The 23,778-nt window shown below is 56.7% G+C and carries 30 protein-coding genes; 15 read left to right on the top strand and 15 right to left on the bottom strand.

Annotated elements, in window-relative coordinates:
• Window positions 1–152: 152 nt before the first annotated feature.
• From BXY66_RS19260 to BXY66_RS19245, 4 genes are all read right to left on the bottom strand, one after another.
• Window positions 153–356, bottom strand: coding sequence for a hypothetical protein (locus tag BXY66_RS19260; protein WP_132862036.1), 204 nt, complete (start codon window positions 354–356; stop codon window positions 153–155).
• 97 nt (window positions 357–453) lie between these two features.
• Window positions 454–657 carry a hypothetical protein gene (locus BXY66_RS19255; RefSeq protein ID WP_132862035.1) on the bottom strand — a complete coding sequence of 68 codons (204 nt, stop codon included), beginning with the start codon at window positions 655–657 and terminating at the stop codon, window positions 454–456.
• 331 nt (window positions 658–988) lie between these two features.
• On the bottom strand, window positions 989–1,192 hold the full coding sequence (locus BXY66_RS19250; RefSeq protein WP_132862034.1) for a hypothetical protein: 204 nt from the start codon (window positions 1,190–1,192) through the stop codon (window positions 989–991).
• Between the two features lie 98 nt (window positions 1,193–1,290).
• Window positions 1,291–1,494, bottom strand: a complete 204-nt coding sequence (locus BXY66_RS19245; RefSeq protein WP_132862034.1) for a hypothetical protein — start codon at window positions 1,492–1,494, stop codon at window positions 1,291–1,293.
• Between the two features lie 346 nt (window positions 1,495–1,840).
• On the opposite strand from BXY66_RS19245, the gene BXY66_RS19240 reads away from it, so the two are divergent.
• On the top strand, window positions 1,841–2,659 hold the full coding sequence (locus tag BXY66_RS19240) for a lytic transglycosylase domain-containing protein (protein WP_132862033.1): 819 nt from the start codon (window positions 1,841–1,843) through the stop codon (window positions 2,657–2,659).
• A gap of 5 nt (window positions 2,660–2,664) precedes the next feature.
• On the opposite strand, the gene BXY66_RS19235 is transcribed toward BXY66_RS19240, so the two are convergent.
• Window positions 2,665–4,038: an L-serine ammonia-lyase gene (locus tag BXY66_RS19235; protein WP_132862032.1), complete on the bottom strand. Its 1,374-nt coding sequence runs from the start codon at window positions 4,036–4,038 to the stop codon at window positions 2,665–2,667.
• 241 nt (window positions 4,039–4,279) lie between these two features.
• Here BXY66_RS19235 and rpiA point away from each other — a divergent pair, with 241 nt between their 5' ends.
• From rpiA to BXY66_RS19205, 6 genes are all read left to right on the top strand, one after another.
• Complete coding sequence (gene rpiA / locus BXY66_RS19230; RefSeq protein ID WP_132862031.1) at window positions 4,280–5,068, top strand: ribose-5-phosphate isomerase RpiA; 789 nt, start codon at window positions 4,280–4,282, stop codon at window positions 5,066–5,068.
• 15 nt (window positions 5,069–5,083) lie between these two features.
• Window positions 5,084–6,439: a glutathione-disulfide reductase gene (gene gor, locus BXY66_RS19225; RefSeq protein ID WP_132862030.1), complete on the top strand. Its 1,356-nt coding sequence runs from the start codon at window positions 5,084–5,086 to the stop codon at window positions 6,437–6,439.
• Window positions 6,440–6,522: 83 nt separating this feature from the next.
• Window positions 6,523–7,656 (top strand): FtsH protease activity modulator HflK, encoded by a 1,134-nt coding sequence (hflK, locus tag BXY66_RS19220; RefSeq protein WP_132862029.1) that lies wholly within the window; start codon window positions 6,523–6,525, stop codon window positions 7,654–7,656.
• A 1-nt stretch (window position 7,657) separates the two neighbouring features.
• Complete coding sequence (hflC, locus tag BXY66_RS19215) at window positions 7,658–8,530, top strand: protease modulator HflC (protein ID WP_132862028.1); 873 nt, start codon at window positions 7,658–7,660, stop codon at window positions 8,528–8,530.
• Window positions 8,530–8,724 carry a DUF2065 domain-containing protein gene (locus BXY66_RS19210; RefSeq protein ID WP_132862027.1) on the top strand — a complete coding sequence of 65 codons (195 nt, stop codon included), beginning with the start codon at window positions 8,530–8,532 and terminating at the stop codon, window positions 8,722–8,724. The genes hflC and BXY66_RS19210 overlap by 1 nt, the downstream gene beginning before the upstream one ends.
• Before the next feature lie 198 nt (window positions 8,725–8,922).
• Window positions 8,923–10,347 (top strand): Do family serine endopeptidase, encoded by a 1,425-nt coding sequence (locus BXY66_RS19205; protein ID WP_132862093.1) that lies wholly within the window; start codon window positions 8,923–8,925, stop codon window positions 10,345–10,347.
• A 54-nt stretch (window positions 10,348–10,401) separates the two neighbouring features.
• Here BXY66_RS19205 and BXY66_RS19200 read toward each other — a convergent pair whose 3' ends face one another.
• Window positions 10,402–10,944: a peptidoglycan-binding domain-containing protein gene (locus BXY66_RS19200; RefSeq protein ID WP_132862026.1), complete on the bottom strand. Its 543-nt coding sequence runs from the start codon at window positions 10,942–10,944 to the stop codon at window positions 10,402–10,404.
• Between the two features lie 71 nt (window positions 10,945–11,015).
• A complete protein-coding gene (locus BXY66_RS19195; protein WP_132862025.1) occupies window positions 11,016–11,390 on the bottom strand; it encodes an OB-fold nucleic acid binding domain-containing protein in 375 nt (124 codons plus the stop codon).
• 110 nt (window positions 11,391–11,500) lie between these two features.
• Here BXY66_RS19195 and BXY66_RS19190 point away from each other — a divergent pair, with 110 nt between their 5' ends.
• Window positions 11,501–11,824: a 2Fe-2S iron-sulfur cluster-binding protein gene (locus BXY66_RS19190; RefSeq protein ID WP_132862024.1), complete on the top strand. Its 324-nt coding sequence runs from the start codon at window positions 11,501–11,503 to the stop codon at window positions 11,822–11,824.
• A complete protein-coding gene (locus BXY66_RS19185; protein ID WP_132862023.1) occupies window positions 11,824–12,579 on the top strand; it encodes an FG-GAP repeat domain-containing protein in 756 nt (251 codons plus the stop codon). The genes BXY66_RS19190 and BXY66_RS19185 overlap by 1 nt, the downstream gene beginning before the upstream one ends.
• 9 nt (window positions 12,580–12,588) lie before the next feature.
• Here the strand turns inward: BXY66_RS19185 and BXY66_RS19180 are convergent, their stop codons facing one another.
• Both BXY66_RS19180 and purD read right to left on the bottom strand, forming a co-directional pair.
• Window positions 12,589–13,200: a helix-turn-helix domain-containing protein gene (locus BXY66_RS19180; RefSeq protein ID WP_132862022.1), complete on the bottom strand. Its 612-nt coding sequence runs from the start codon at window positions 13,198–13,200 to the stop codon at window positions 12,589–12,591.
• 72 nt (window positions 13,201–13,272) lie between these two features.
• Window positions 13,273–14,535 carry a phosphoribosylamine--glycine ligase gene (gene purD / locus BXY66_RS19175; RefSeq protein ID WP_132862021.1) on the bottom strand — a complete coding sequence of 421 codons (1,263 nt, stop codon included), beginning with the start codon at window positions 14,533–14,535 and terminating at the stop codon, window positions 13,273–13,275.
• 74 nt (window positions 14,536–14,609) lie between these two features.
• Between purD and xseA the strand changes: the two genes are divergently transcribed.
• Complete coding sequence (xseA, locus tag BXY66_RS19170) at window positions 14,610–16,127, top strand: exodeoxyribonuclease VII large subunit (protein ID WP_132862020.1); 1,518 nt, start codon at window positions 14,610–14,612, stop codon at window positions 16,125–16,127.
• Here xseA and BXY66_RS19165 read toward each other — a convergent pair.
• A complete protein-coding gene (locus BXY66_RS19165) occupies window positions 16,124–16,516 on the bottom strand; it encodes a hypothetical protein (RefSeq protein ID WP_132862019.1) in 393 nt (130 codons plus the stop codon). The two genes, xseA and BXY66_RS19165, sit on opposite strands and share 4 nt — an antisense overlap.
• Before the next feature lie 38 nt (window positions 16,517–16,554).
• The gene (locus BXY66_RS19160) at window positions 16,555–17,589 is read right to left on the bottom strand and encodes an alkane 1-monooxygenase (protein WP_132862018.1); all 1,035 of its coding nucleotides are present in this window, start codon (window positions 17,587–17,589) and stop codon (window positions 16,555–16,557) included.
• Window positions 17,590–17,784: 195 nt separating this feature from the next.
• On the opposite strand from BXY66_RS19160, the gene rpmG reads away from it, so the two are divergent.
• Together rpmG and BXY66_RS19150 are read left to right on the top strand one after the other, a co-directional pair.
• The gene (gene rpmG, locus BXY66_RS19155) at window positions 17,785–17,952 is read left to right on the top strand and encodes a 50S ribosomal protein L33 (protein ID WP_007814563.1); all 168 of its coding nucleotides are present in this window, start codon (window positions 17,785–17,787) and stop codon (window positions 17,950–17,952) included.
• A gap of 105 nt (window positions 17,953–18,057) precedes the next feature.
• Window positions 18,058–18,570 (top strand): GNAT family N-acetyltransferase, encoded by a 513-nt coding sequence (locus BXY66_RS19150; RefSeq protein ID WP_165929254.1) that lies wholly within the window; start codon window positions 18,058–18,060, stop codon window positions 18,568–18,570.
• A gap of 7 nt (window positions 18,571–18,577) precedes the next feature.
• On the opposite strand, the gene BXY66_RS19145 is transcribed toward BXY66_RS19150, so the two are convergent.
• The 3 genes from BXY66_RS19145 to BXY66_RS19135 all read right to left on the bottom strand — a co-directional run bounded on the left by BXY66_RS19145 (window position 18,578) and on the right by BXY66_RS19135 (window position 20,207).
• Window positions 18,578–18,964 (bottom strand): hypothetical protein, encoded by a 387-nt coding sequence (locus BXY66_RS19145; protein ID WP_132862016.1) that lies wholly within the window; start codon window positions 18,962–18,964, stop codon window positions 18,578–18,580.
• A 110-nt stretch (window positions 18,965–19,074) separates the two neighbouring features.
• Window positions 19,075–19,851, bottom strand: coding sequence for a Bax inhibitor-1/YccA family protein (locus BXY66_RS19140; protein ID WP_132862015.1), 777 nt, complete (start codon window positions 19,849–19,851; stop codon window positions 19,075–19,077).
• Window positions 19,852–19,997: 146 nt separating this feature from the next.
• On the bottom strand, window positions 19,998–20,207 hold the full coding sequence (locus BXY66_RS19135) for a DUF1127 domain-containing protein (protein ID WP_132862014.1): 210 nt from the start codon (window positions 20,205–20,207) through the stop codon (window positions 19,998–20,000).
• Between the two features lie 123 nt (window positions 20,208–20,330).
• Here BXY66_RS19135 and BXY66_RS19130 point away from each other — a divergent pair, with 123 nt between their 5' ends.
• Window positions 20,331–21,224: a LysR family transcriptional regulator gene (locus tag BXY66_RS19130; protein ID WP_132862013.1), complete on the top strand. Its 894-nt coding sequence runs from the start codon at window positions 20,331–20,333 to the stop codon at window positions 21,222–21,224.
• A 17-nt stretch (window positions 21,225–21,241) separates the two neighbouring features.
• On the opposite strand, the gene BXY66_RS19125 is transcribed toward BXY66_RS19130, so the two are convergent.
• On the bottom strand, window positions 21,242–22,204 hold the full coding sequence (locus BXY66_RS19125) for an NADPH:quinone oxidoreductase family protein (protein ID WP_132862012.1): 963 nt from the start codon (window positions 22,202–22,204) through the stop codon (window positions 21,242–21,244).
• Between the two features lie 313 nt (window positions 22,205–22,517).
• Between BXY66_RS19125 and BXY66_RS19120 the strand changes: the two genes are divergently transcribed.
• Together BXY66_RS19120 and hisN are read left to right on the top strand one after the other, a co-directional pair.
• On the top strand, window positions 22,518–22,883 hold the full coding sequence (locus BXY66_RS19120; protein WP_132862011.1) for a helix-turn-helix domain-containing protein: 366 nt from the start codon (window positions 22,518–22,520) through the stop codon (window positions 22,881–22,883).
• A gap of 75 nt (window positions 22,884–22,958) precedes the next feature.
• On the top strand, window positions 22,959–23,753 hold the full coding sequence (hisN, locus tag BXY66_RS19115) for a histidinol-phosphatase (RefSeq protein WP_279432508.1): 795 nt from the start codon (window positions 22,959–22,961) through the stop codon (window positions 23,751–23,753).
• Window positions 23,754–23,778: the final 25 nt, after the last annotated feature.

Below are 23,778 nucleotides of genomic sequence, written 5' to 3'. Positions count from 1 at the left end.
TGTCGTTTTGTGACGAAACGGCAGAAATCCGGTCGAATTCGCTGTATTGGTGCCTGTCTGGCAACCGCGATCTGGCACCTCAGGGAGCCAGAATGAGCAAAAGGGACCATGCCGGCAAGGCAAGGTCCCTTTTTGAAAGCGCGAACTCCGGTTTAAGGAGTTGTCGGGATTGTTGTCGGTGCTGCTTCCTGTGCGGCGACAGTGTCCGCTGTTCCACCTGCAAGAATCGCCGTGTTGGATTCGATGGCTGCAAAAGCGCCGATTGCGAGGCCAACGACACCTGCTGTCAAAACAACCCAGTCTACCGTAACGGCACCCGTGTCATCTTTGCGAAAGCGTTTAACAAAATTGTACATGTCATTCTCCTCGGTGATGTCGCTTTGAACATCGGATTTGGAGTTTACGTGGGCGTCACGCTGGCGCCCACGCAAACTTATGTGTCACCACGCCAAATTACGGAGTGGTCGGGATCGCGGTCGGAGCTGCGTCTTGGGTCGACAGCGTATCCGCAGTCGCGCCTGCAAGGTTTGCAGTCTGAGTTTCGATCGCGCTGTAAGCAGCAACGGCCAAGCCGACAACTGCTGCAGTCAGAACAACCCAATCCACGGTGACAGCACCGGTTTCTTCCTTACGAAAGTTCTTGAAAAACTTGATCATGGTACATCCTCCAATCGATCAATTTCGGTCTCAAACTTTCTGTCTGAATAGACGTCGGCACCATCTGGTGCTTTCGCCCCGCATTCTGCGAACTTTCACCCGTCATCTAAATGAGTCCGGGCTATAGAGCGGCCGACGGGATTGCCGAGCCTAGGAAGTGGCATTGGTTTGTACCATTGCCGAGACACAGAGAATCGTTCTTGAGATTGATCGACTGTGCCTGTCCTGATTGGGTTCTTGACGTAAAAGGGTTTCGATTTGGTTTCAGAAAAAGATCAAGGGCGATCTAGTTCGACCGCCCCCGGACTTTTTGGTCGACAGTCGCCTTAGATTACGGCGTGGTCGGGATGGTTGTTGCGGTCGCTGTCTCGTCGCCCAACAGGTCAGCAGTCGCGCCGGCCAGGGAAGCAGTGTTGGTTTCGATCGCGGTGTAAGCTGCAACGGCCAGGCCAACGATGGCTGCGGTCAGAACCACCCAGTCAACAGTTACTGCGCCGGCTTCGTCTTTGCGGAAGTTTTTGATGAATTTGATCATGGTGTATCTCCTAGAGGAATTCTCTTTGGGGAAATGGTCCCCGATGTGTCAGGCGGCCGCGGTCGGCCGCCCAGTCAATCGCTGTAAGCCAGAGGCTATTACGGCGTGGTCGGGATGGTTGTTGCGGTCGCTGTCTCGTCGCCCAACAGGTCAGCAGTCGCGCCGGCCAGGGAAGCAGTGTTGGTTTCGATCGCGGTGTAAGCTGCAACGGCCAGGCCAACGATGGCTGCGGTCAGAACAACCCAGTCAACAGTTACTGCGCCGGCTTCGTCTTTGCGGAAGTTCTTGATGAACTTGATCATGATGTGTCCCTCCAAAGGATCAGTTGGTTTTAACCACCTTGCCGAACCTTGTTGGCGTCTCTCTCATGCCAGCCCGACTTGGTATGAGGGCAATATGTTTTCGGATTGGGGCGGGATTTGGGCGCAAGTGGTTCCCTTTTGGGTTTGCCTCGGAAAAAGTCCTAAAAATCCGTTAAGTCACAGAAATATAAGTACAAAAAATCTTATTTACCTGTTTCAAGCTATTGATATCGGGCGAAAAAGTGGAGGAATCAGCGGATTTGGGCGCTTGTTAGACGCAAAAACTGGCTCCAGAGCCTCTAATTTGCGATACTTGCAGGCGAGGCAGCAGGTAACAGGTAGTAGAATGGCGGTTGTTCGCGCGTTTTTTGTATTGGCGCTTGGACTCTTGTGGGCGATTCCAGTGATCGCAGAGTCGCCGCCGCCCTTTCCAGACTTTAACGCCAAGAGGGTGAAGCCGCCCAAAGCAGGACAGGCAAAACGCATTACTGTTCAAATCGCACCAACTGCGTCTGTCAGCGCTTCTGTCGCTGCGGTTCCGCAACTCGACGCCAGTGGTGCTATTGATATTGCAACGGGTGCTTACCCCTGGTTCTGGTCCAAGGTTTCGCCTGCTTTGGCGGAAAGCGGACCCGGTCGGCTAGAATCGGCCTTGGTGACTTTGCGCAATGCCCCCGCGGGAGCCGGCGTGTCAACGCCGCGGTTGGACGATTTGCGCGAGACGATTGACGCCTACGGCACCGATATACTTCTCGCCACAATCGGGACGCAGGTGTCGCCGGCTTTGGCGCTGGCGGTGATAACGGTTGAATCAAGCGGTCGCAGCGATGCGGTGAGCTCTGCGGGAGCGCAGGGGCTGATGCAGCTGATGCCCGCAACGGCGGAGAGGTTCGGCGTGAACGATGCTTTGGTTGCCAAGGATAATATTGGCGGCGGCGTGCGGTTTCTGGACTACTTGATGGAAGAGTTCGAACAGGACCCAATTCTGGTTCTGGCCGGATACAATGCCGGGGAAAACTCCATTCCTGAACACGACGGCGTGCCGCCCTATCCAGAAACCCGCGACTATGTGCCAAAGGTACTGGCAGCGTTTCAAGTAGCGCGCGCCCTGTGTGTGACACCACCTGAACTGATTTCTGATGGGTGTGTTTTCGCGCGGCCTTGAGCGGCTCAGCAGTTTGGTATGTTCACCGCCAGCCCTCCGAGCGAGGTTTCCTTGTATTTCTCGTGCATGTCTGCACCAGTCTGGCGCATGGTTTCTATAACGCTGTCCAGTGGCACGAAATGTGTGCCATCTCCGCGCAGGGCGAGAGAGGCCGCGGAAACGGCTTTGATAGCCCCAAGGCCGTTGCGTTCAATACAAGGTACCTGAACAAGTCCCTTTACCGGGTCACAGGTCATGCCGAGATGATGTTCCAGTGCGATTTCCGCGGCGTTCTCCACTTGCTTGGGCGTGCCGCCCATGACGGCGCAGAGGCCTGCCGCAGCCATAGCAGACGCTGAGCCGACTTCGGCCTGACAGCCTGCTTCAGCTCCCGAAATAGAGGCGTTGAATTTTACCAGACCGCCGATGGCCGCCGACGTCAGGAGAAACTCGTCGATGCGGGTTGTCGTAGAACCCGGGACATGGTCGAGCCAATAGCGGATCACGGCAGGCAAAACACCGGCCGCGCCGTTTGTGGGTGCCGTCACGACCTGGCCGCCTGCAGCGTTCTCCTCGTTGACGGCCATTGCGTAGGCGCTCATCCAGTCATTGATGGTGTGCGGCGCGTTGAGGTTCATGCCGCGTTCGGCCTGTAGCGCGTCGTGGATCGACTTGGCGCGCCTTTTTACGTTCAATCCGCCGGGCAAAGTTCCATCGGTGGCTAGGCCGCGGTCAATGCAGTCGTTCATGACCTGCCAGATACGGGCGCATCCGTTGGCAAGGCTGTCGGCACATCCGCGCGCGACCTCGTTGGCCTTTTTCATTTCGGCAATGGTCTTGCCAGAGGTCTGTGCCATCTCCAGCATTTCGACAGCGGATTTGAACGGGTAAGGTACGGGAGCGCCTTCGTCGGTATCTTTTCCGGCAGCGAGTTCGTCCTCAGTCATTACGAAACCGCCACCGATGGAATAGAAGGTCTCTTGCAACAGTACGTCGCCTTGGGCGTCTGTTGCCATCAAGATCATACCATTGGCATGACCGGGAAGATTGGGCCCAAAGTCAAACTTGAGGTCTTCGCGGGGGTCAAACCAAAGATTGGGAAGACCGGCAGGCTGAACGCGGCCAGTGTCACGGATGTTCGCTAGCGCGGCTTCAGCTTTGTCATGCTCGTAGGTATCAGGCTGGAAACCCGCAAGACCGAGAATTGTGGCCCGGTCTGTCGCATGGCCAACTCCTGTAAAAGCAAGGGAACCATGTAGCGAGGCCCGCAGCCCGTGAAATTCGAAAGGCGCCGCGCGCATCATGTCCAGAAACCGAGCCGCAGCCACCATTGGCCCCATGGTATGAGATGAGGACGGACCGACACCGACTTTGAACATGTCGAAGACAGATAGAAACATTTGCGGCACGGGTCCTTCTTTGGGCGCTTCGAGTCGGCACTATGTCGGAGAACACCGAAAAGCCGAGGTCGAATTGCGACGTTTCCGATAGGAAACACGCTCTGGCAAGGGGCGCAACCCGTTAAAGAGAGGGGTGGCAGAGCCTGTTGACGCGGGATTTGCGCAAGTTTTGCCCATTCTGCTCTCGCCCCAACGCTGCTTCTTTCCTATAACCGTTGAAAAGCAACTAGGAGTCGCCCTGATGACCGGAGAACTGTCGCCCATCGACAAGGCAAAATTCGTGGCAGCAAAACAGGCCACTGACTATGTCGAGGACGGGATGCGTGTCGGTCTTGGCACAGGTTCGACTGCGGCCTGGCTGGTTCGTTGCCTGGGCGAGATGGTTCGTGAGCAGGGATTGCGGATCAAGGGCGTCCCCACATCGACCCGAACGGCCGAGCTGGCCCGAGAAGTTGGTATTGAGGTCATCAGCCTTGACGAAGCCAAGTGGCTTGATGTGACCATCGACGGCGCAGACGAGTTTGATGCCGACCTTAACCTGATCAAGGGCGGCGGCGGTGCACTGCTTCAAGAGAAGATCGTGGCAACCGCAAGCGATCAAATGGTGGTGATCGCGGACATTGGCAAAGAAGTTGAGACTCTGGGCAGTTTCCCGCTTCCGGTAGAGGTGGTGCCTTTCGGTTGGCAAACAACCCAGGCGCTGATCGAGGAAACCCTTGTGAGTATGGATGTTCTTGGGCGGACGACCACCATGCGTATGAATGGTGCGGCACCATTTGTCACTGACGAGGGGAACCACATTCTGGACCTGCATCTGAACCGGATCGGAGATGCGCGTCAGCTTGCCATGGTACTCAACCAAATGCCGGGCGTGGTTGAAAACGGCCTGTTTATCGATATCTGTGACGCTGTGGTTGTCGGTTATGGCGATGGACGCGTTGAAGTGCGTGACATTAATGCAGGCACCATTGAAGAGGCGATGCTTGATTTCGCCGAGACAGATAATCTGTTCACCGATCTGGTGGACTAAGGGAACGCGAACAATATGTCGTTTGACTATGATCTTTTCGTCATCGGTGGTGGCTCCGGTGGTGTAAGGGCTGCGCGGGTTGCAGCTGCTGGCGGGGCCAAGGTGGCTCTGGCCGAAGAGGACCGTTATGGCGGGACATGTGTAATCCGAGGCTGTGTGCCAAAGAAACTGATGGTTTTTGCCAGTGAATACTCGGGAATGGTTGAGGATGCTCAGGCCTATGGCTGGGACATTCAGGCCGGAGAATTCAACTGGGACAGCTTCAAAGGGAAGCTGCACGCGGAACTGGATCGTCTGGAAGGCATCTATCGCAACATTCTAAAAAATAATGGTGTCGAGACATTTGACCTACGGGCGAAAGTTGCCGACGCGCATACAGTAGAGTTGGCGGACGGGACCAAAAAGACCGCAAAGCACATTCTGCTTGCGATGGGTGGGCGTCCTGTATGGCCAGACATGCCCGGTTCGGAGCTGGGTATCAGCTCAAACGAGATCTTCCATCTTGATAAGCTGCCAGAAGACATTCTGATCATTGGCGGTGGTTATATCGCCTGTGAATTCGCCGGAATAATGAATGGGCTTGGCGTAAAGACGACGCAGTATTATCGCGGCGCACAGATCCTGCGTGGGTTTGACGAGGAAGCCCGTGGGCTTGTTGCCGAAGAAATGCGTCAGCGTGGCGTGGACCTGCATTGTGGGACCAATATCCTCGAGATGCGCAAGGAAGGCGAGAAGATTTGGGTCAAGGCCACCAACGGTGAAGAGCGCCTGTTTGACCAAGTGATGTTTGCAACGGGGCGTACCCCCAATACAGAAAACATGGGCCTCGAAGAGGTTGGCGTGTCCTTGGGGCGTAAGGGTCAGATCGAGGTTGATGAGTACAGCCAGACGGGCGTTCCTTCGATTTATGCGATCGGTGATGTGACTGATCGTGTGAACCTGACACCTGTTGCGATCCGCGAGGGTATGGCGTTTGTGGAAACGGTGTTCAAAGGCAATCCCACGCCGGTTGATCACGAGCTGATTCCGACCGCGATTTTCACCCAGCCGGAAATGGGGACGATCGGAATGAGCGAGGAAGATGCTCGCGATCAAGAGCCGATCGAGGTTTACGCAACCAGTTTCAAACCGATGCAGCAGGCCTTTGCGGGACGCGCTGAACGTGTTTTGATGAAGCTGATTGTGAGTCAGGCAACCCGCAAGGTTCTTGGGTGCCATATCGTCGCGCCCGGGGCTGGCGAGATGATCCAACTGGCGGGCATTGCCGTAAAAATGGGCGCCACCAAAGAAGACTTTGACCGGACGGTGGCGGTGCACCCGACTATGTCCGAAGAGCTTGTGACGATGAAGGAGCCAGTGCGTACAGCGTGAAGCCGCGCATTGGCTTGATTTTTCCGGTGTAAACCTCAGGTTTAGAGGAGCGCCAGAGATGTTGAAGAAAGGGAAGATCCTTTATGGCAGGTAACAACGGCGGCCCCTGGGGAGGGGGCGGCGGCAACCAAGGCGGTGGCAATCGCGGCAACAACGGGAACGGGCAGCGCCCGCCCGAAGGCGATGGCCCGCAGATCCCCGATATCGATGATCTAATGAAAAAGGGTCAGGACCAACTACGCGTGCTCATGGGCGGGCGTGGCGACGGCGGCGGTTCTAACCGTGGCGGTCAGGGGGGCGGTCAAGGCGGCCCCGGTCTCAATCGCGGAACAGTATTTCTCGGGCTTGGCGTGGCCGCTGTGCTTTGGGGCATGGCGAGCTTTTACACGGTGAAGCCGGAAGAAAAGTCAGTTGAGCTGTTCCTCGGCAAATACTCCGCAACCGGAGAACCAGGCCTGAACTTTGCGCCATGGCCGGTTGTCACGGCGGAAGTTGTGCCGGTCACGACTGAACAGACCGAGGACATCCCGGCGCGCGCCGGTTCAACCGATGGTCTTATGCTGACAGGTGACGAGAACATCGTCGATATTGATTTTCAGGTCGTCTGGAACATCAATGACCCTGCCCAGTATTTGTTCAACCTGAGGGACCCGCGTGAAACCATCCGCGCGGTGTCGGAGTCTGCGATGCGCGAGATTATTGCGCAGTCCGAACTTGCTCCGGTCCTGAACCGCGATCGTGGGATTATTGCCGATCGACTGCTTGAGCTGATCCAGCTGACAATGGATTCCTATAACTCTGGCGTTAACATCGTCCGTGTGAACTTTGACGGCGCCGATCCACCCGAGCCGGTAAAAGACGCCTTCCGTGAAGTTCAGTCTGCTTCGCAGGAACGTGACCGTCTGCAGAAAGAGGCGGATGCCTACGCCGCGCGTCAGACTGCGTCTGCACGTGGTGAAGCTGCGCAAATTCTGGAAGAAGCTGAAGCCTACCGCGCACAAGTTGTGAACCAGGCCGAAGGTGAAGCCAGCCGCTTTACCGCAGTTTTGGAAGAATACAAGAAAGCACCGGAAGTAACGCGCAAGCGTTTGTATCTGGAGACCATGGAAGAGGTCTTGGGCGATGTTGAGAAAGTCATCATCGACGACCAAACAGGCGGTCAGGGCGTTGTGCCATATCTGCCGCTGAATGAACTGCGCAAGAAGGGGGAGAACTAAGATGCGTAAGACAACTTATCTCCTGCCCATTCTGGTGCTGGCCGTTGCTGGCGTCCTGTCTTCGGTCTTTATCGTGGACGAACGCGAAAAGGCATTGGTTCTGCAGTTCGGTCGTGTCGTGACGGTCAAGGAGGAGCCGGGGCTTGCGTTCAAGATCCCGCTTATTCAAGAAGTGGTGCGGTATGACGACCGTATTCTCAGCCGGGAAGTTGGTCCTCTGGAAGTCACGCCTGCGGATGATCGCCGTTTGATAGTCGACGCTTTTGCGCGGTACCGGATCGCGAATGTGACCCAGTTCCGTCAAGCGGTTGGTGCCGGAGGCATTCAAGCCGCCGAATCGCGTCTGGACAGTATCCTGCGTTCCGAGACACGTGCTGTTCTTGGTGAAGTGCGCTCTGATGCCGTTCTTTCGACGGATCGTGTGTCGCTGATGAACCGCATTCGCGACAATGCGATCACGGAAGCGCGCGCTCTTGGTCTGGAAGTGATCGACGTGCGTCTGAAACGCACAGACCTACCGCAGGCCAACCTTGAAGCGACCTTCGCGCGTATGCGTGCTGAGCGTGAACGGGAAGCCGCAGACGAGATCGCTCGTGGTAACGAAGCCGCGCAGCGTATTCGTGCGCAGGCGGATCGTACTGTGGTCGAGTTGGTGTCGGATGCGCGTCGTCAGTCTGAGATCACCCGCGGTGAAGCAGACGCGAAGCGCAACGCGGTTTTCGCCGAGGCCTTTGGCGCCGATCAGGAATTTTTCGAGTTTTATCGCTCGCTAAACGCCTATCGGAACGCGCTGCAGGCGGATAACTCGACAATGGTCATGTCGCCGGACAGCGATTTCTTTGACTATCTGAAGAGCGATCAAGGTCGCAACTGATGGCCATCGCGCTTTTTGCGATTGGGCTAGTGTTAATTGTGGAGGGGCTGGTCTATGTGCTGGCCCCTTCCGTCGTTGAGGACTTGCTTGCGATGTTGCGGTCCTTGCCTGAAGGGCAGCGGAGGACATTGGGCCTTTTGGCTGTCATTGCTGGTGTGATCTTCGTGTGGACTGCCAAGGCGCTTGGGGTCTAAACGCCGGTCGGTCGCTTAACCCAATTCACAGAACGGTCACGCGCAATTGTGAACGCGCGATGTGGCGGCGGTTGCACTTGCGAGACCAAAGTCCCATTCTTTGCCTCAAGCGATAGGAGACCAGCCCTATCCGTAGGTTTCAAACAAACAAGGAGATCCAACGTGATTTCGAAGGCATTTCCAGTGCAGATGACGCACATGAAGGCCATGATGGTGGCTTTGGTTGCCACCACGGCATTGCTTGTTCAGGCAATGGCGGCGCAGGCAAGGCCCGATAGCTTTGCCGACTTGGCAGAAGAAATCAGTCCATCGGTAGTGAACATCACCACTTCGACTGTGGTTGCGGGCCGCACCGGTCCGCAAGGCATCGTTCCGGAGGGTTCACCATTTGAGGAATTCTTCCGTGAATTTCAGGACCGTCAGGGCAACAGTGATCGTCCTCGCCGCACCTCGGCGCTGGGGTCCGGTTTTGTGATTTCTGCTGACGGATACGTGGTTACCAACAACCATGTGATCGAAGGCGCAGACGAGATCCTGATCGAATTTTTCGAAGGTGAGGAACTGCCTGCGACGGTGATCGGTACTGACCCGAATACCGACATTGCGCTGTTGAAAGTCGAAAGTGACGAGCCACTTGATTTCGTTGAGTTTGGCGACAGTGACACCGCCCGGGTTGGCGATTGGGTCGTCGCTATGGGTAACCCGCTCGGTCAGGGGTTCTCTGTGTCTGCCGGTATTGTTTCGGCGCGCAATCGTGCTCTGTCGGGCAGCTATGATGACTATATCCAGACGGACGCTGCTATTAACCGCGGCAACTCTGGCGGACCACTGTTTAACATGGACGGTGAGGTAATCGGCGTGAACACCGCGATCCTTTCACCCAACGGTGGTTCCATTGGTATCGGCTTTTCGATGGCATCCAATGTTGTGACCCGCGTGATCGATCAACTCAAAGAGTTCGGAGAGACGCGTCGCGGGTGGTTGGGTGTGCGCATCCAGAACGTGACCGAGGACATGGTCGAGGCCATTGACGGTCTCGAAGATGCGAAAGGCGCGATGGTCACCGACGTGCCGGAAGGTCCGGCAATGGATGCCGGCATGGAAGCGGGCGACATAATCATGACCTTTGATGGCGCTGACGTTGACGATGTGCGTGCCCTGGTGCGTCGCGTCGGCAACACGGCTGTCGGTAAAGCGGTGGATGTGGTTGTGCTGCGGGCCGGTAAGGAGGTCACTCTTGCGGTCACACTTGGCCGTCGCGAAGAAGCGCAGGGTGCGGTGCCGGCCAGCCAGCCGGCGCCCGATACACCGGAGGAGCCGGTGGAAAAGGATATCCTTGGTCTGACCGTCACACCTTTGACAGATGAAATGCGCGGTGAACTCGGTGTTGGCGACGACATGGACGGGCTCGTTGTGAGCGGTGTGGACGAAACATCCAAGGCCTATGAAAAAGGTCTTCGGGCGGGCGATGTCCTTACCGAAGCAAGCCATCAGAAACTGCGCACGATCTCGGATTTTGAGACGCGTATCGACGAAGTGCGGGAGGCAGGACGTAAATCGGTTCTGCTGCTGGTACGTCGCGGTGGTGAACCTCGCTTCGTGGCCTTGTCCATCGAGGAATAACACGAACTTTCACTCACGGATCGGGGCGCCTTCGGGCGCCCTTTTTCTTGCGCACTATACTTCGCGTTCTACTGCGATCAGACCGAGGCGACGGGCGCTTTCAAGTGAAAGTATCGAGCTGTCGAGGCCGCCCGCTTTTTGGTAGCGCCGGATGGCGGCGCGTGTGCGGTTGTCCAGATCACCGGTGATCGTGCCGAAAAACAAGCCGCGCACTTTGAGTGCACGTTGTACCGAGGAGGTAAATTCCACGGTCCAGACTTGCGGGCAGGGTGTTTCAAACCAGGTTTCCCGTCGCTCTGTGACGATGCGCTGCTGTTGCTCGGTGCGAAAAACGCCGGGTGCGACGACTGTGCCGTCGGCAAGCACTTCGGGTGGTTGCACCATGATCTGTTCGGTGACTGTTTCCAGTACCGCCGGCGTGACATCTCGTCCCCAGCAACTTCCGGGACGTGCGTTTGGTGGCGCCTTGGCATCTTCAGCGCGCACGATTTCCGGCTCGGACCACGCCGCCAGATAGGGCGGGTCCGATATCGACTGCTCGCATCCTGCTGCGGTCAGCAGGGCGAGGGCCGCAAAAGGGGCGATCAGGCGTGTCATGCTCGTGCCTCGCGCTCAAGGCGTGTTCTTGTTGCCTCCCTTGTAGCGCGTTTCGGCTTTTGTCAAAAGCCTCAGCTTTCTGGTGGCAGAAGCAGGCTATCGAGCATGGGAGAAATGTCCTCAATTCGTTCGGCGATCAGATGGGTGACGTTGTTTTCTCGTTGTATACGTCCGGTCACACGCAGTAGGCGACCGGCGATCACGGCACGACGGAAGGCTTCGTAGAGTTTGCGCCAGACGATCACATTCACCACACCGGTCTCGTCCTCCAGCGTTAGAAAGATCACGCCTTTGGCTGTGCCGGGACGCTGGCGCAGAATCACCAGCCCGGCCACGGTGACCCGCGCGCCATTGGGCGGTTCGCCCAATCGGGCAGCAGTCAGGGCAAAGGGCGGCTTGGGCCACGCAGATGTGATGTGCGCATTCATGGAACAAATATAGAACATTTGAGTTTTGTCGCAAGGTGACAAGGGGTGCGTCGCAAAAGGGGGTGGCGGGCGACGGGTCGCTTGTCTAACTAAGGTCCGACGGACTGCACGAGAAGGAGCCTCAAGGCATGGCCAAGATCACCTATGTCGAGCACAACGGAACCGAACACGTGGTTGAGGTCGCAAACGGCCTCACCGTGATGGAAGGCGCGCGCGACAACAATATCCCCGGCATCGAAGCCGACTGCGGCGGCGCTTGCGCCTGCTCGACCTGCCACGTCTATGTAGACCCTGCCTGGACGGACAAGATCCCGGCAAAGGACGACATGGAAGAGGACATGCTGGATTTTGCCTATGAGCCCGATCCCGCAACCTCGCGTTTGACCTGTCAGATCAAGGTAACCGACGCGCTGGACGGTCTGGTTGTGAAAATGCCCGAGAAGCAGATCTGATGTTGGGCGGGGCGCGGCGTCTCTTGTTGTGCCCTTTGCACGCCTTCGCGCGCCGCGTCCGGCTGGCGTGGTGCGCTTTGCTGGTATTGCTCGCGGTTCCCGCTGCGGCCGAGATCACCTCGGCTCGCTATACCGAGCCGACCACCCGCTACGCCCACGGTGTTCTAGGCGACGCCATCGAGTATGGCGCTTTGGAGCTAAAACTTCGAGGCGGCAAGAAAGTTACCATAACGCTTCCGCAGGATCGGGTTTTCGAGGATCTGGAACCGCGGCTGTTTGATGTGACGGGCGACGGGGCACTGGAAGCAATTGTGATCGAAAGCAGCCAAGATGGTGGCGCGCGACTCGCGATTTACAATGAGAAGGGTCTTGTTGCGGCGACCCCCCATATTGGTCAGCGAAATCGGTGGTTGGCGCCCGTAGGCGTAGCTGATCTTGATGGGGACGGTCTCGTCGAGTTGGCTTATATCGACCGGCCACATCTGGCAAAGACCCTGCGTGTCTGGCGCTATGAAAGTGGTGCGTTGACACAGGTGGCCAGTCGAAAGGGGCTCACGAACCACCGTATAGGCGAAGACTTCATCTCGGGTGGATTGCGCGACTGCGGGGACGGGACAGAAATGATAACCGCCGACGGGAGTTGGGGGAATGTCGTTGCAACACGTTTTGATGGCAAGAAACTGAGGTCTCAAACGCTCTGGGCGTTCAGGGGACAAAACTCGCTGAAGACTGCTTTGGACTGCAAGGTGCCCTGATTCACAAAGCTAGCGCACGGTCCCGTCACTCGCTGAATAGATGTGGCGTGTGCCGATTGCGCCAAGGGACTGGAACAGGCTGGTTGTATTGCTCACGCCAAATTTTTTGAGCAATTTTCCGCGGTGCACTTCAACGGTCCGGTTGCTCATCTCCAATTTCAGCGCGATTTCCTTGCTCGTAAGACCTTCTGCCAGCAAAGAGAATACTTCGCGTTCCCTTCGTGTCAGGGCCTGATACGGGCGCGTGTCGGATATATCGGCAAAGCTCCAAACGGCCCGTTGCAAAGGGTCTTCGGGGGTGAATGTGTGGCCGCGCACGCGGCACCAGAACATTTCCCCGCCCCGACGCATCATCACCCGTTCGTCCCAGTAGAAGTTGCTCTCCCGCAATTCCTGAACGCCGCGATTGCGGATGTTTGCGAACTCCTCCTGCGTTGGATAAAGGATCGCAAAGGTGCTGTCTTTGAGAGCTGCGCGTTCATAGCGGAACATATCAGCGAAGGTGGCGTTACAGTCGCGGATCACACGGTTTTCGGTCACCACTATACCCACCGGTGCAAAGGCAAAGGCGAGTTCGACAAAATTGCCGTCTGCGTAGGCTTGGTCCACGGACGTTGTCATGAAGTCCCCCCATAGTTGCACGGAGGATAGGGGGCGATCGCTGTCCGCGCAACGCCCGCAGAAATACGCGAGTCAGAGTGCCCGCCAACCGATGTCAGCACGATAAAACCCTTCCGGCCATTCGATTTGATCGATCATGGCGTAGGCGCGATCGCGGGCTTCTTGCAGGCTGTCACCGCGTGCAGTGACGTTTAGAACGCGGCCACCTGTGGCAGTGATGGCACCGCCCTTGGACGAAGTGCCAGCGTGGAAAACCATGTTCTTGCTGTCATGAACCAGGGTTTCGAGACCTTCGATTAACGAGCCCTTCACATAAGCGCCAGGGTAACCGTTGGCGGCCATAACAACTGTGATGGCGTGATCATTCGCCCAATTCACCTGGGTTTCGTGCAGGCGTTCTTCGGCCGCAGCATGCATCAGATCGAACGCCTGTGCGCCAAGACGCATCATTAGCACCTGACATTCAGGATCGCCGAAGCGGACATTGTATTCCACCAGCCGAGGCTGACCGTCTTTGATCATCAGTCCAACGTAGAGAACGCCTTGATAGGGCGTACCGCGCTTGGCCATCTCGTCGATGGTGGGCTGCACAATTTGATCAAGAGCTTTTTGAGCAATTTCGTCGGTCAAGACCGGCGCAGGTGAATATGCGCCCATGCCGCCGGTGTTCGGGCCAGTATCGCCTTCGCCGACACGTTTGTGGTCTTGTGCGGTGCCGACCGGAAGGGCTGTTTTCCCGTCACACAGGATGAAGAAGGAGGCTTCCTCTCCTTCCATGAATTCTTCGATCACGACTTCCGCGCCAGCGCCACCAAACGCGCCGCCAAACATGTCATCCACTGCGTCAAGCGCAGTTTGTTCGTCCATTGCTACGATGACGCCTTTGCCAGCCGCCAGCCCGTCTGCCTTTACAACGATGGGCGCACCTTCTTTGCGGATGTGTGCCTTGGCTGCTTCGGCATTCGTGAAGTGGCTGTACCCCGCGGTCGGCGCATTGGCGGCGTCACAAATTTCTTTGGTAAAGCTCTTGGAGGCTTCCAGCCTTGCCGCTGCTTTGGAGGGGCCAAACACCAGCACGCCTGCTTCGCGAAGTCGATCCGCCACGCCATTCGCCAGAGGCGCTTCCGGACCTACAATTACGAAGTCGATCGCGTTGGCTGCCACGAAATTCACGACCTCGCCGCCATCCTCGATGTCGAAGTCTGCGCAGTCCGCAATCTGGGCGATACCAGCATTGCCCGGGGCTACGATCAGCTTGTCACATTTGGGGTTTTGCATCACCGCCCATGCGAGGCTGTGTTCGCGCCCGCCGCTGCCGAGAATGAGGATGTTCATGGGTGTCGCCTTCCGCTTGGCCTTCGGTTGCGGGCGTTCTAAGCTGTGGCGAGCAGTCTTACAAGCGAGCCGAGATGTCCGATCTGATTGATGACCCGATTGAGGGCGAAAACGCTCCTGAATTCAGTGTTTCCGAGCTCTCCGGCGCGATCAAGCGCATGATCGAGGGCGAGTTTTCGCACGTGCGCATCAAAGGCGAAATCGGACGGGTGTCCTTTCCGCGCTCCGGGCATGTGTACCTTGACCTGAAAGATGACCGTTCAGTGATCGCCGCGGTGATGTGGAAGGGGGTTGCTTCCAGAATCGCGACGCGTCCTGAAGAAGGAATGGAAGTGGTTGCCACGGGGCGGCTCACCACCTTTCCGGGACAGTCAAAATATCAGCTTGTCGTCGAAGATCTGAAGCCCGCTGGCGTTGGCGCGCTAATGGCCATGCTAGAGAAACGCAAAGCGATGTTGCAGGCCGAAGGCCTGTTTGCACAAGAGCGTAAGAAGCCGCTGCCTTACCTGCCCGAAGTGATTGGCGTGGTGACGTCGCCGAGTGGCGCGGTTATCCGCGATATTTTGCATCGCCTGAGGGACCGCTTCCCGCGGAAGGTAATCATTTGGCCGGTTGCGGTCCAAGGCGAGCAGTGCGCGCCGCAAGTCGCCAATGCGATCGCGGGTTTCAACAATTTGTCGCCTGGTGGAGCATTGCCGCGGCCGGATTTGCTGATTGTCGCGCGTGGTGGGGGATCAATCGAAGATCTCTGGGGGTTCAACGAAGAGATCGTCGCGCGGGCAGTCGCGGCCTCTGACATCCCGCTGATTTCGGCGGTGGGACATGAAACCGATACAACGCTGATCGATTTTGTCTCGGACAAGCGTGCCCCAACTCCGACGGCGGCGGCTGAGCTGGCCGTACCCGTAAGGCTGGAAATTGCCGGCTGGGTCGAGGAGCAGGGCGCACGCATGACCAGAGGAATTGGGCAGGCACTTAGCGTGCGTGACCAGAGGCTGCGGGATCTTGCACGCGCGATACCGCGTGCGGATGCGCTCCTGCAAACGCCAAGACAGCGTTTGGATGCGGCAGGCGATGCTTTGCCGCGCGCGCTTCAGGCTGGCGTTCAGACACGCCGTGTGGCTCTTGCACAGTCCAGCGGCGGACTGCGATCACAGTCGCTGCAACGAATGATCGAGATCAGACGACAAACGCTGGGGCGGCACGCGGATAGGCTGACACCTGTCGGTTTGACCCGCGACATTGAGCGGCGCAAGGAAAAGGTATCCGATCTGAGTCGTCGATTGTCTGATGCTGGCGCGAGACAGGTGCAGTCCTTGAGGGACCAGTTGGCGGGTCTGGACAGAATGCGGGAAACACTGAGTTATCAGGCAACGCTTGAGCGCGGTTACGCGGTCGTACGAGGAGATGGCAACCTCGTAAAAACCGCGGAATTGGCAGGCAAGGCGAGCGAGATTGAAATCGAGTTCGCCGATGGGCGGCTCAAAGTCCAGCAAGGCGCTGTATCAGCGAAGCCGGTCACCAGTTCGAAACCAGCTACAAAACCCAAGCCAAAGAAGCCGGATTCACCGGAACAAGGTAGCTTGTTCTAAACACCGATTTCCGGGCCGAGACACACCATTTCTTCCCCGGAAGCCTCGATTTCGTAGAGAACAGTACCATCAGGTTCGCTTTCAAAACGGGCGGAGAGGCCTGCGCCCCCCTTGAAAAAGCTCCAGCATTGCGGCGAAGGGTTATCTTCGTAGATGAAACAGATGTGACCGTTGTCTTCGTACCAGAGACCGTCCTTGCACTGGCCATCCATAAATGACCAGCGCACCCGCCGGTCAGGAAGGTATTCTTCAACGCCGTATCGTGTGCCGTCAGCCGCGAAGAAGAGCGTTTTACCCGACACGTATGCCTCAAATTCCGATGCCGTCATCGCAGATTGAGACAACGCAGGAGAAGCCAACAGAATGGCAGCTAGTAGAAAGCGTTTCATGGAAACATGCTGCCACCGGACGATGAGTCGATCCAGTCTCAATCTCCGGAAGTTTGAAGGCGGGCGACACGCGGATCCATTACCCGGCGCCACATCCTCGGCCAGAGCGCCAAAGACCCCATAAGCGGCAGAGATCGGGGCAATGTAGGCATCTTCGAATCGTCAAGGCGGAGTGCAGGATATTCACGTGTTGGGTTCACGTGATGATCGGAATGGCGCGGCGCATTGAGCATCAGAGCGGAAGAGTAGAATTCTGGCGCATTCCAGCTGTGCTTTGGCCCCACCGGTTCGAATTTGCCGGAGTCATTCCGAGCGCGTTGGAGACCATAGTGTTGCACATAGTCCGAAACCAGCAATTGCATTTGTGCGTAACCTGATACGAGAACGTACGCGAAGAGGCCTTTCCACCCAAAAGCAAAAAAGCTGAGCGCCAAGAAGGCCAGGGCGCCGCCAACATATGCAAAGTAGGGGTGCGTCCAGAAAGGCGGAGTATCGGTTTTTCGGGCGCGTAAAGCGGTCTCCGCGCGCAAGCCTTCACGGAACGAACCGATCCAGGCGCGGGGCCAAAAACGATAAAAGCTTTCGCCCATTTTGGGGCTGTTCGGATCGTTGGCGGTGGCCACCCAAACGTGATGCACTTTGGTGTGGGCGCTTGTGTGATGGCCAAATAGCAATGAAATATAAACCAGCATGCCCAGCCGGCGTGGAAAACGCGACCCCTTGTGGATCAACTCATGTGCGTTTGCATTGCTTACCTGTCCGAAAAAAAGACCGAACGCCAGAAAGCAGAGGATTGTCTCAAGCCATCCTAGACCTGTTGCTCCTGATATCGCGGCAACTGCAAAGGCAATCAGAACAAGGTGGGCCATGCCGAGCAGGATCGAAAGGTGTTCGCCACTCGGAAACTCTCCGTCCTCTTTGGCCTGTGCGACGGCACCATGAACAAGCCTATCCATCAAATGCACGAAAGCCGTCATGTACAGAAAGGCCGCTAAGGTCCACCAGCCGCCGGCAATGGCTGCGAGGCCTAACAGCATAAGGGGAACAGAGGTGGCGATCCAGAACCAGATCATGAGACGGGCCTTTGACGAGATAGCCACTCGAGACTAGCGGCTTTGCAGGCAGGCGCAATGTGACGCTTCGGCACAATTTTTCGCAAGCCGCAAGTTTATTGGGGGAATCCCATTGACTCGGGCCAGCGCATCAGTAAAAGGCAGGCTTCATGAGAATTTCACGGGACGTGTGCGTCCCGGCGCAGGAGAAGACAAATGGCGAAGCCGACGACCATCAAGATCCGTCTGAACTCGACCGCGGGCACGGGCCATTTCTACGTGACCAAAAAGAATGCGCGCACAATGACCGAAAAGATGGTCGTACGTAAGTACGACCCGGTGGTGCGCAAGCATGTCGAGTACAAAGAAGGCAAGATCAAGTAAGATCCAAACTTCTGAGACAATGCAAAGGCCGCGCCACACACTAGGGCGCGGCTTTTTGCTTTTGAGATGCCGCGCCCTGAAAATAAATCCAACAGGACGCAAATTATGGAACATCCCTTTTTTATCAGACCCGCCCACTTGAGGGATCGTGAGGCGATCGATCGATTGCTGGAGCGGTCCTATCCCGAACTGCTGCCGCAGGACTATGATGGAGCGGTTCTGGATGCCGCTTTGCCAATTATCACCACGGCTCAGGACGCCCTGCTAACCAGTGGTACCTATTTCATTGCTGAATGTGCGGAGACAGACGACGTGGTAGGCGCGGGCGGCTGGACTGACTTTAGTCCGGTGCGTGGCGTCGGAGAGGCTCGACAAGGTCATGTGCGTCATGTTGCAACTCGCGCGGACTGGTTGCGTAGGGGAGTTGCAAAGGCCTTGATCAATGTAACTCTGGCCTCGGCGGAGGCGCACGGCATGAGCCGGTTGAGCTGTATGAGTACCCATACCGCGCGGGCGTTCTATCGCGCGATGGGATTCGCGGAGCAGGGTGAAGTTGAGCTTACTCTGGCCCCAGGCGTGCATTTTCCAGCGGTGCAGATGCAAATGGCGCTGACGTGATTGCGGATTATTGATCGATCAGCCCGCGCGCCTCGTCGCCTTCCAGGTTCACGAGGCGTGCGCCGCCAGACGTGGTGTCGAACACCAGTTCAGCGACACCCGCCTTGAATTGGCGAAGGCCTCCACGCCAGCGGACCCGATCTAGGATCAAGGCGCCTGGTGCTTCTATGTTCCACTTTGGATTGGCATTCAGCCAAGCATAGCAGCCTGTGCCATTGCGATTGGACCCGAAGCGAAATCTGAGAGCCGGTTGGTTGTTTTCGTCCACCCACACTCCCTCGAGAGTTTCCTCAAAACCGGTGCATAGGTGAGCCGTCCCCTTGGCGGCTTTGGGCGCAGCGTGTGCTTCGGCCGCCACGAATAAAATGGAGAGAGCGACAACAACGGATTTCATTCAGTTTACTCCAAACTTGCCTGATCAGAACGTAACATATTCATGCCCTGAAAAAATGAAAAAGGGCCGGTCGTTATGACCGGCCCTTTTCATAAAGGATTTGGGAACCGTTACTCGCGGTTGCCGAGGAACTGCAGCAGGAACATGAACAGGTTGATGAAATCCAAGTAGAGATTCAATGCACCCATGATTGCTGCTTTGCCCAGCCATTCGGTGTCGCCGCTGTGCGCGTGCGCCAAGTAGGTGTTCTTGATGTTCTGCGTGTCGTAAGCGGTCAGGCCTGCGAAGATCAGTACACCGAGGGCCGAGATCGCGAAGCTCATTGCCGAAGAGGCAACGAAGATGTTTACGATCGACGCCACTATAAGTCCGATAACGCCCATGATCAGGAATGTGCCGAGAGGGCCTAGATCACGCTTGGTCGTGTACCCGTAGAGCGAGAGGCCGGCAAAGGCGATCGCTGTAATCAGGAACACTTGAACAATGGACTCGCCCGTGAACACAAGGAAGATGGAGCTGATTGACAGGCCCATCACCGCGGCGAACACGTAAAACACGGTCTGCGCAGTCGCAGCGGACAGTCGGTTGATTGCGGCGCTGAACCCGAAAACGAACAACAGCGGTGCAAACATGACAACCCACTTCAGCGGAGATCCATAGATCGCGTAGCCAAAGGAAGTCAGGTACTTGTCCGCGCTCATCTGTGCGACAGCCGCAGACGGGTCAGAGGTCACGGCCAGGTTGGAAATCGCCCATGCCGCAGCAAAGGTGATCAGCATACCTACGGACATCGTTCCGTAGACCTTGTTCATGTGGGCGCGAAGACCCTCGTCAATCTGGGCGGCACGCGTGCCTGCGGCGCTCCGGATTGTGTCAAATTCAGCCATTTAAGCCTCCGATACTAAATCTGCTTGGCCGCCAGGTTACCCCAGCGGCCGTCAAAGGAAATATCGGTTAGGATTGCGGCGATTTCAAGGATTTCCCGCACAATTGACGGCGAAATCCGGCTTGAAAAGTTAACGCCAGCAGGTGGTCATCCCTGCCAATGTGCAGGTACATCCCATGCCGCTCGTTTGGACTCGCGCGCGACATCTGCCTGCGTAAGACCCATGTCTTCGAGGGCGTGGTCGTCGAGCGTAGCAAGTTGTCTGCGCTGGCGGGCCAGAAGCAGCCAGTTAAAAACTTGGGAAATACCTTTGTTGCGGAGGGCGGGCTTGCGTTCTGCAATACTGTAGGTGGTCATGTCTGCTCCTTTCGAAAAGTGATTGATTGTCGAGATTGCATCAAGTTGCTTGATGTATATGGCAGTATATGATCTATTTGTTAAACGAATGTTATTGACGGCTTTCATCACGGAGATTGATGTATGAGGAATTTGGATGTCACAACGCTCAGGAGCTTTGTTGCGGTTGCCGACCTTGGCGGGGTGACAAAAGCAGCCGGTTTTCTTCATTTGACGCAGTCTGCTGTAAGTATGCAGCTCAAACGCCTAGAGGAACTGATTGGTGTGGATTTGCTGGACCGATCCGGGCGAGGCATCGCCTTGACACCGGAAGGCGAGCAGATGCTGGGCTATGCGAGACGGATGGTCACGCTGAACGACGAAGTGATCCGACGGCTGACGCACGAAGAGTTCGAAGGTACGATCTCTCTGGGTGTGCCACACGATATTGTATATCCGGCTATTCCGCGTGTGCTGCAGCAGTTCAATGCCGCCTATCCGCGCGTGAAAGTTGTACTGCACTCTTCGTTCACGATGGAGTTGAAGCAACAATTCCAGAAGGGGGAGATGGACCTTATTCTGACGACGGAGGCTGAAAGTCCGGAAAGCGCCGAACTGCTTTGCAAGTTGCCTCTTGCATGGGTTGGCGCGCCGGGTGGTGCGAGTTGGCGTCGTCGGCCCGTACCGTTTGCTTCGGGTCGTTTGTGCTTGTTTCGGCCGCGGGCTATCGGCGCATTGGATCGCGCCGGAATTGAATGGGAATCGGCTATTTTGACAGAGTCAGACCGTACGGTTGAGGCAACGATCTCTGCGGATTTGGCTGTGGGCGCAATGATCGAAGGGACCGAGCCACCACACATGGAAGTGATTGATCATGGTGGCGCTTTGCCCGAACTCGGAGAACAGCATATCAATATGTACGGCGCTGATCCGACGAAAGGCGAAGTCATCGGGCATCTGGCAGATCTGGTGAGAGCCGGATTTCACCCGATGCGTGGTCGGCCTGATCATCCGGTTCGGCTGGGAGTCGTGGGCTGACGCCCACGACAAGGATATCAGTCGACCTTTACGACGACTTTGCCAGTGGATTTGCGGGAGCGCATTAGCTCGTAAGCGTCCGCTGCCTGCTCCAGTGGCAAGACATGACTGATGTGCGGCTTGATCTTGCCCTCGGCATGCCAGCCGAAAAGCGTGCGCATGGAGTTGAGAATGACTTGCGGTTTGAAAGCCATATAGCCGCCCCAGTAAAGGCCCATAACCGTGAGGTTTTTTACCAGCAGGTGATTGGCTGGAATTGATGGGATGTCGCCCGAGGCAAAGCCGATCGGCAAGAGGCGCGCTTCGGGGCGGCAGGCACGGAACGCCGCCTTGAATTGCTCCCCGCCGACAGGATCGTAGACCACATCCGCACCGCCAAGTGCCTTTACTGCGTCGCGAATATCCTCTGAGCCGGCGTCGATCAGGTGGTCAGCGCCCATCTTTTTGGCGATTTCAAGTTTCTCGCCGCCGCGTGCGCAGGCAATTACATTGGCGCCCATCAGTTTGCCGATTTCCACTGCGGTCAGTCCGACCCCGCCGGCCGCGCCTAGGACAAGAAGGTTTTCACCTTCCTTGAGGCGGGCCCGGTAGTCGAGGGCTACATGGCTTGTCCCATAGGCAACGGGGAAGGCTGCAGCTTCTTCAAATGACATGCTTTCGGGAAGTGGCACTGCGCTTTCCGCCGGATAACATCCGTATTCGGCCAGACCGCCCTGACCGCCGAAGACGAGAACCTTGGAGCCCACTGCTGGGCCCTTTGTGTCTGGGCCGAGTGCAGCGACTTCGCCTGCGACTTCCATGCCGAGAATGAACGGAAGTGGTGGCGTTGCCTGATAGGTCCCTTTCATCATCAGCAGGTCGCCAAAGTTCAGCGCGCAGGCCCGAATTCTTACCAGGATCTGACCCTTTGCAGGTTCGGGCGTGGGGATCTCCTGAATGGTTGGCGGTGACTCGTGGGACGTGACTTGAAATGCGCGCATATGGGGTTCTCCTGTTGGTTGTCCCGATTAGACAACCAAACGCGCACCTGTCAAAGGCGGAAGCGGCAGAACACGCTGAACGCGACACGACGTCACCACCGTAACTGCAAATATTCTCAATTTAGGATTGTGAATATTGGCAGTTGATTAACGGACGGCTTGTATCATGACCCTTGATTACAAGGCCAAAACTGTTAAGCTTACGTATCGCGAAAGGGATGCGCGATGAATTCTTAAAGGTAACTGTGTGGCGCCCTTTGGGGCGGCGACACGCGTATGGACTGTGTCCGTGTGATTACGAAGGAGACGCGAGATGACGCACCCAGTGGACGTACATGTTGGCAAAAAGATACGCCAGCGACGTTGGCTGACGGGGATGACCCAGCAGCAGCTTGCAGAACAGGTTGGGATCAAATTCCAGCAAATTCAGAAGTATGAAACTGGCGCGAACCGGGTAAGTGCCTCTCGCCTTTGGGATATCGCCGACGCACTTGATGTACCGGTCAGTTTCTTCTTCGAAGGTCTTGAGGCCGAAGAAGGGGACTTGGCGAACAAAGTTCCAGCCGACCTGATGGGGGATAAGGAAGCACTCGATCTTATCCGCAGCTACTATGCGATCCCGGAAAATCAGAGACGCCGCCTGTTCGAACTGGCGCGTGTCTTGAGCGACGTTGCTTGAGCCACTGATCGTTCTTGAGTCTTTCGCCGCCGTGGCTTAGCCCGAAAGGGAAGCATTCACGGCGGAGGAAGACCTGTGGACCAGAATGAACGTAGCGAAGTTATCGCAGTGGCCAATGAAATGGCCGATGCGGCGCGAAAAGCGATCCTTCCTCATTTTCGTTCGGCGTCACTCACTGCTGAAAACAAACTGGAAAACGACTTTGATCCGGTTACGGTGGCTGATCGTGCGGCTGAAGAGGCGATGCGCGAAGTCCTATCAAAGAGACGCCCGCGGGACGGGATATTCGGCGAGGAATTTGGGAAGTCCGAAGGCGAGAGCGGTTGGACATGGGTGTTGGACCCGATCGATGGCACTCGCGCCTTTATTAGCGGCACGCCGACATGGGGTGTGTTGATTGCTTTGTCTGATGAAGCAGGCCCGCGGCTAGGTATTGTTGACCAACCTTTTATCGGAGAACGATTTGTTGGCGGTTTCGGTGTTGCCGAAGCACATGGTCCGCTTGGTCTGCGCTCTCTCGGGACCAAGAGCACAGATTCTTTGGCGGACGCGATCATTTTTACAACATTTCCGGAAGTCGGAACTGCTGAGGAACGAGAAGGGTTTGAAGCCATCGCGAAGCGCTGCAAACTGACGCGGTATGGGATGGATTGCTACGCCTATGCACTCTTGGCGGCAGGTCAAATTGATCTGGTTGTTGAAGCGGGCCTTAACGCATACGACATTCAGGCACCAATTGCCGTTATTGAGGCCGCGGGCGGGATCGTGACCGATTGGCAGGGTGGGCCAGCGCACGACGGTGGCCGGGTTTTGGCTGCGGCGAATGCAGAGATTCATGCATTGGCCTTGGAAATTCTGAGCAAGTCTTGATGCGCACGCATTAGGGGGTTTAGGC

Origin of the sequence: Shimia isoporae, from assembly GCF_004346865.1 — a bacterium.
GTDB classification, from domain to species: domain Bacteria; phylum Pseudomonadota; class Alphaproteobacteria; order Rhodobacterales; family Rhodobacteraceae; genus Shimia; species Shimia isoporae.
Note: the sequence above shows the minus strand (reverse complement) of the source record. Positions and strands in the feature narration are given on the sequence as shown.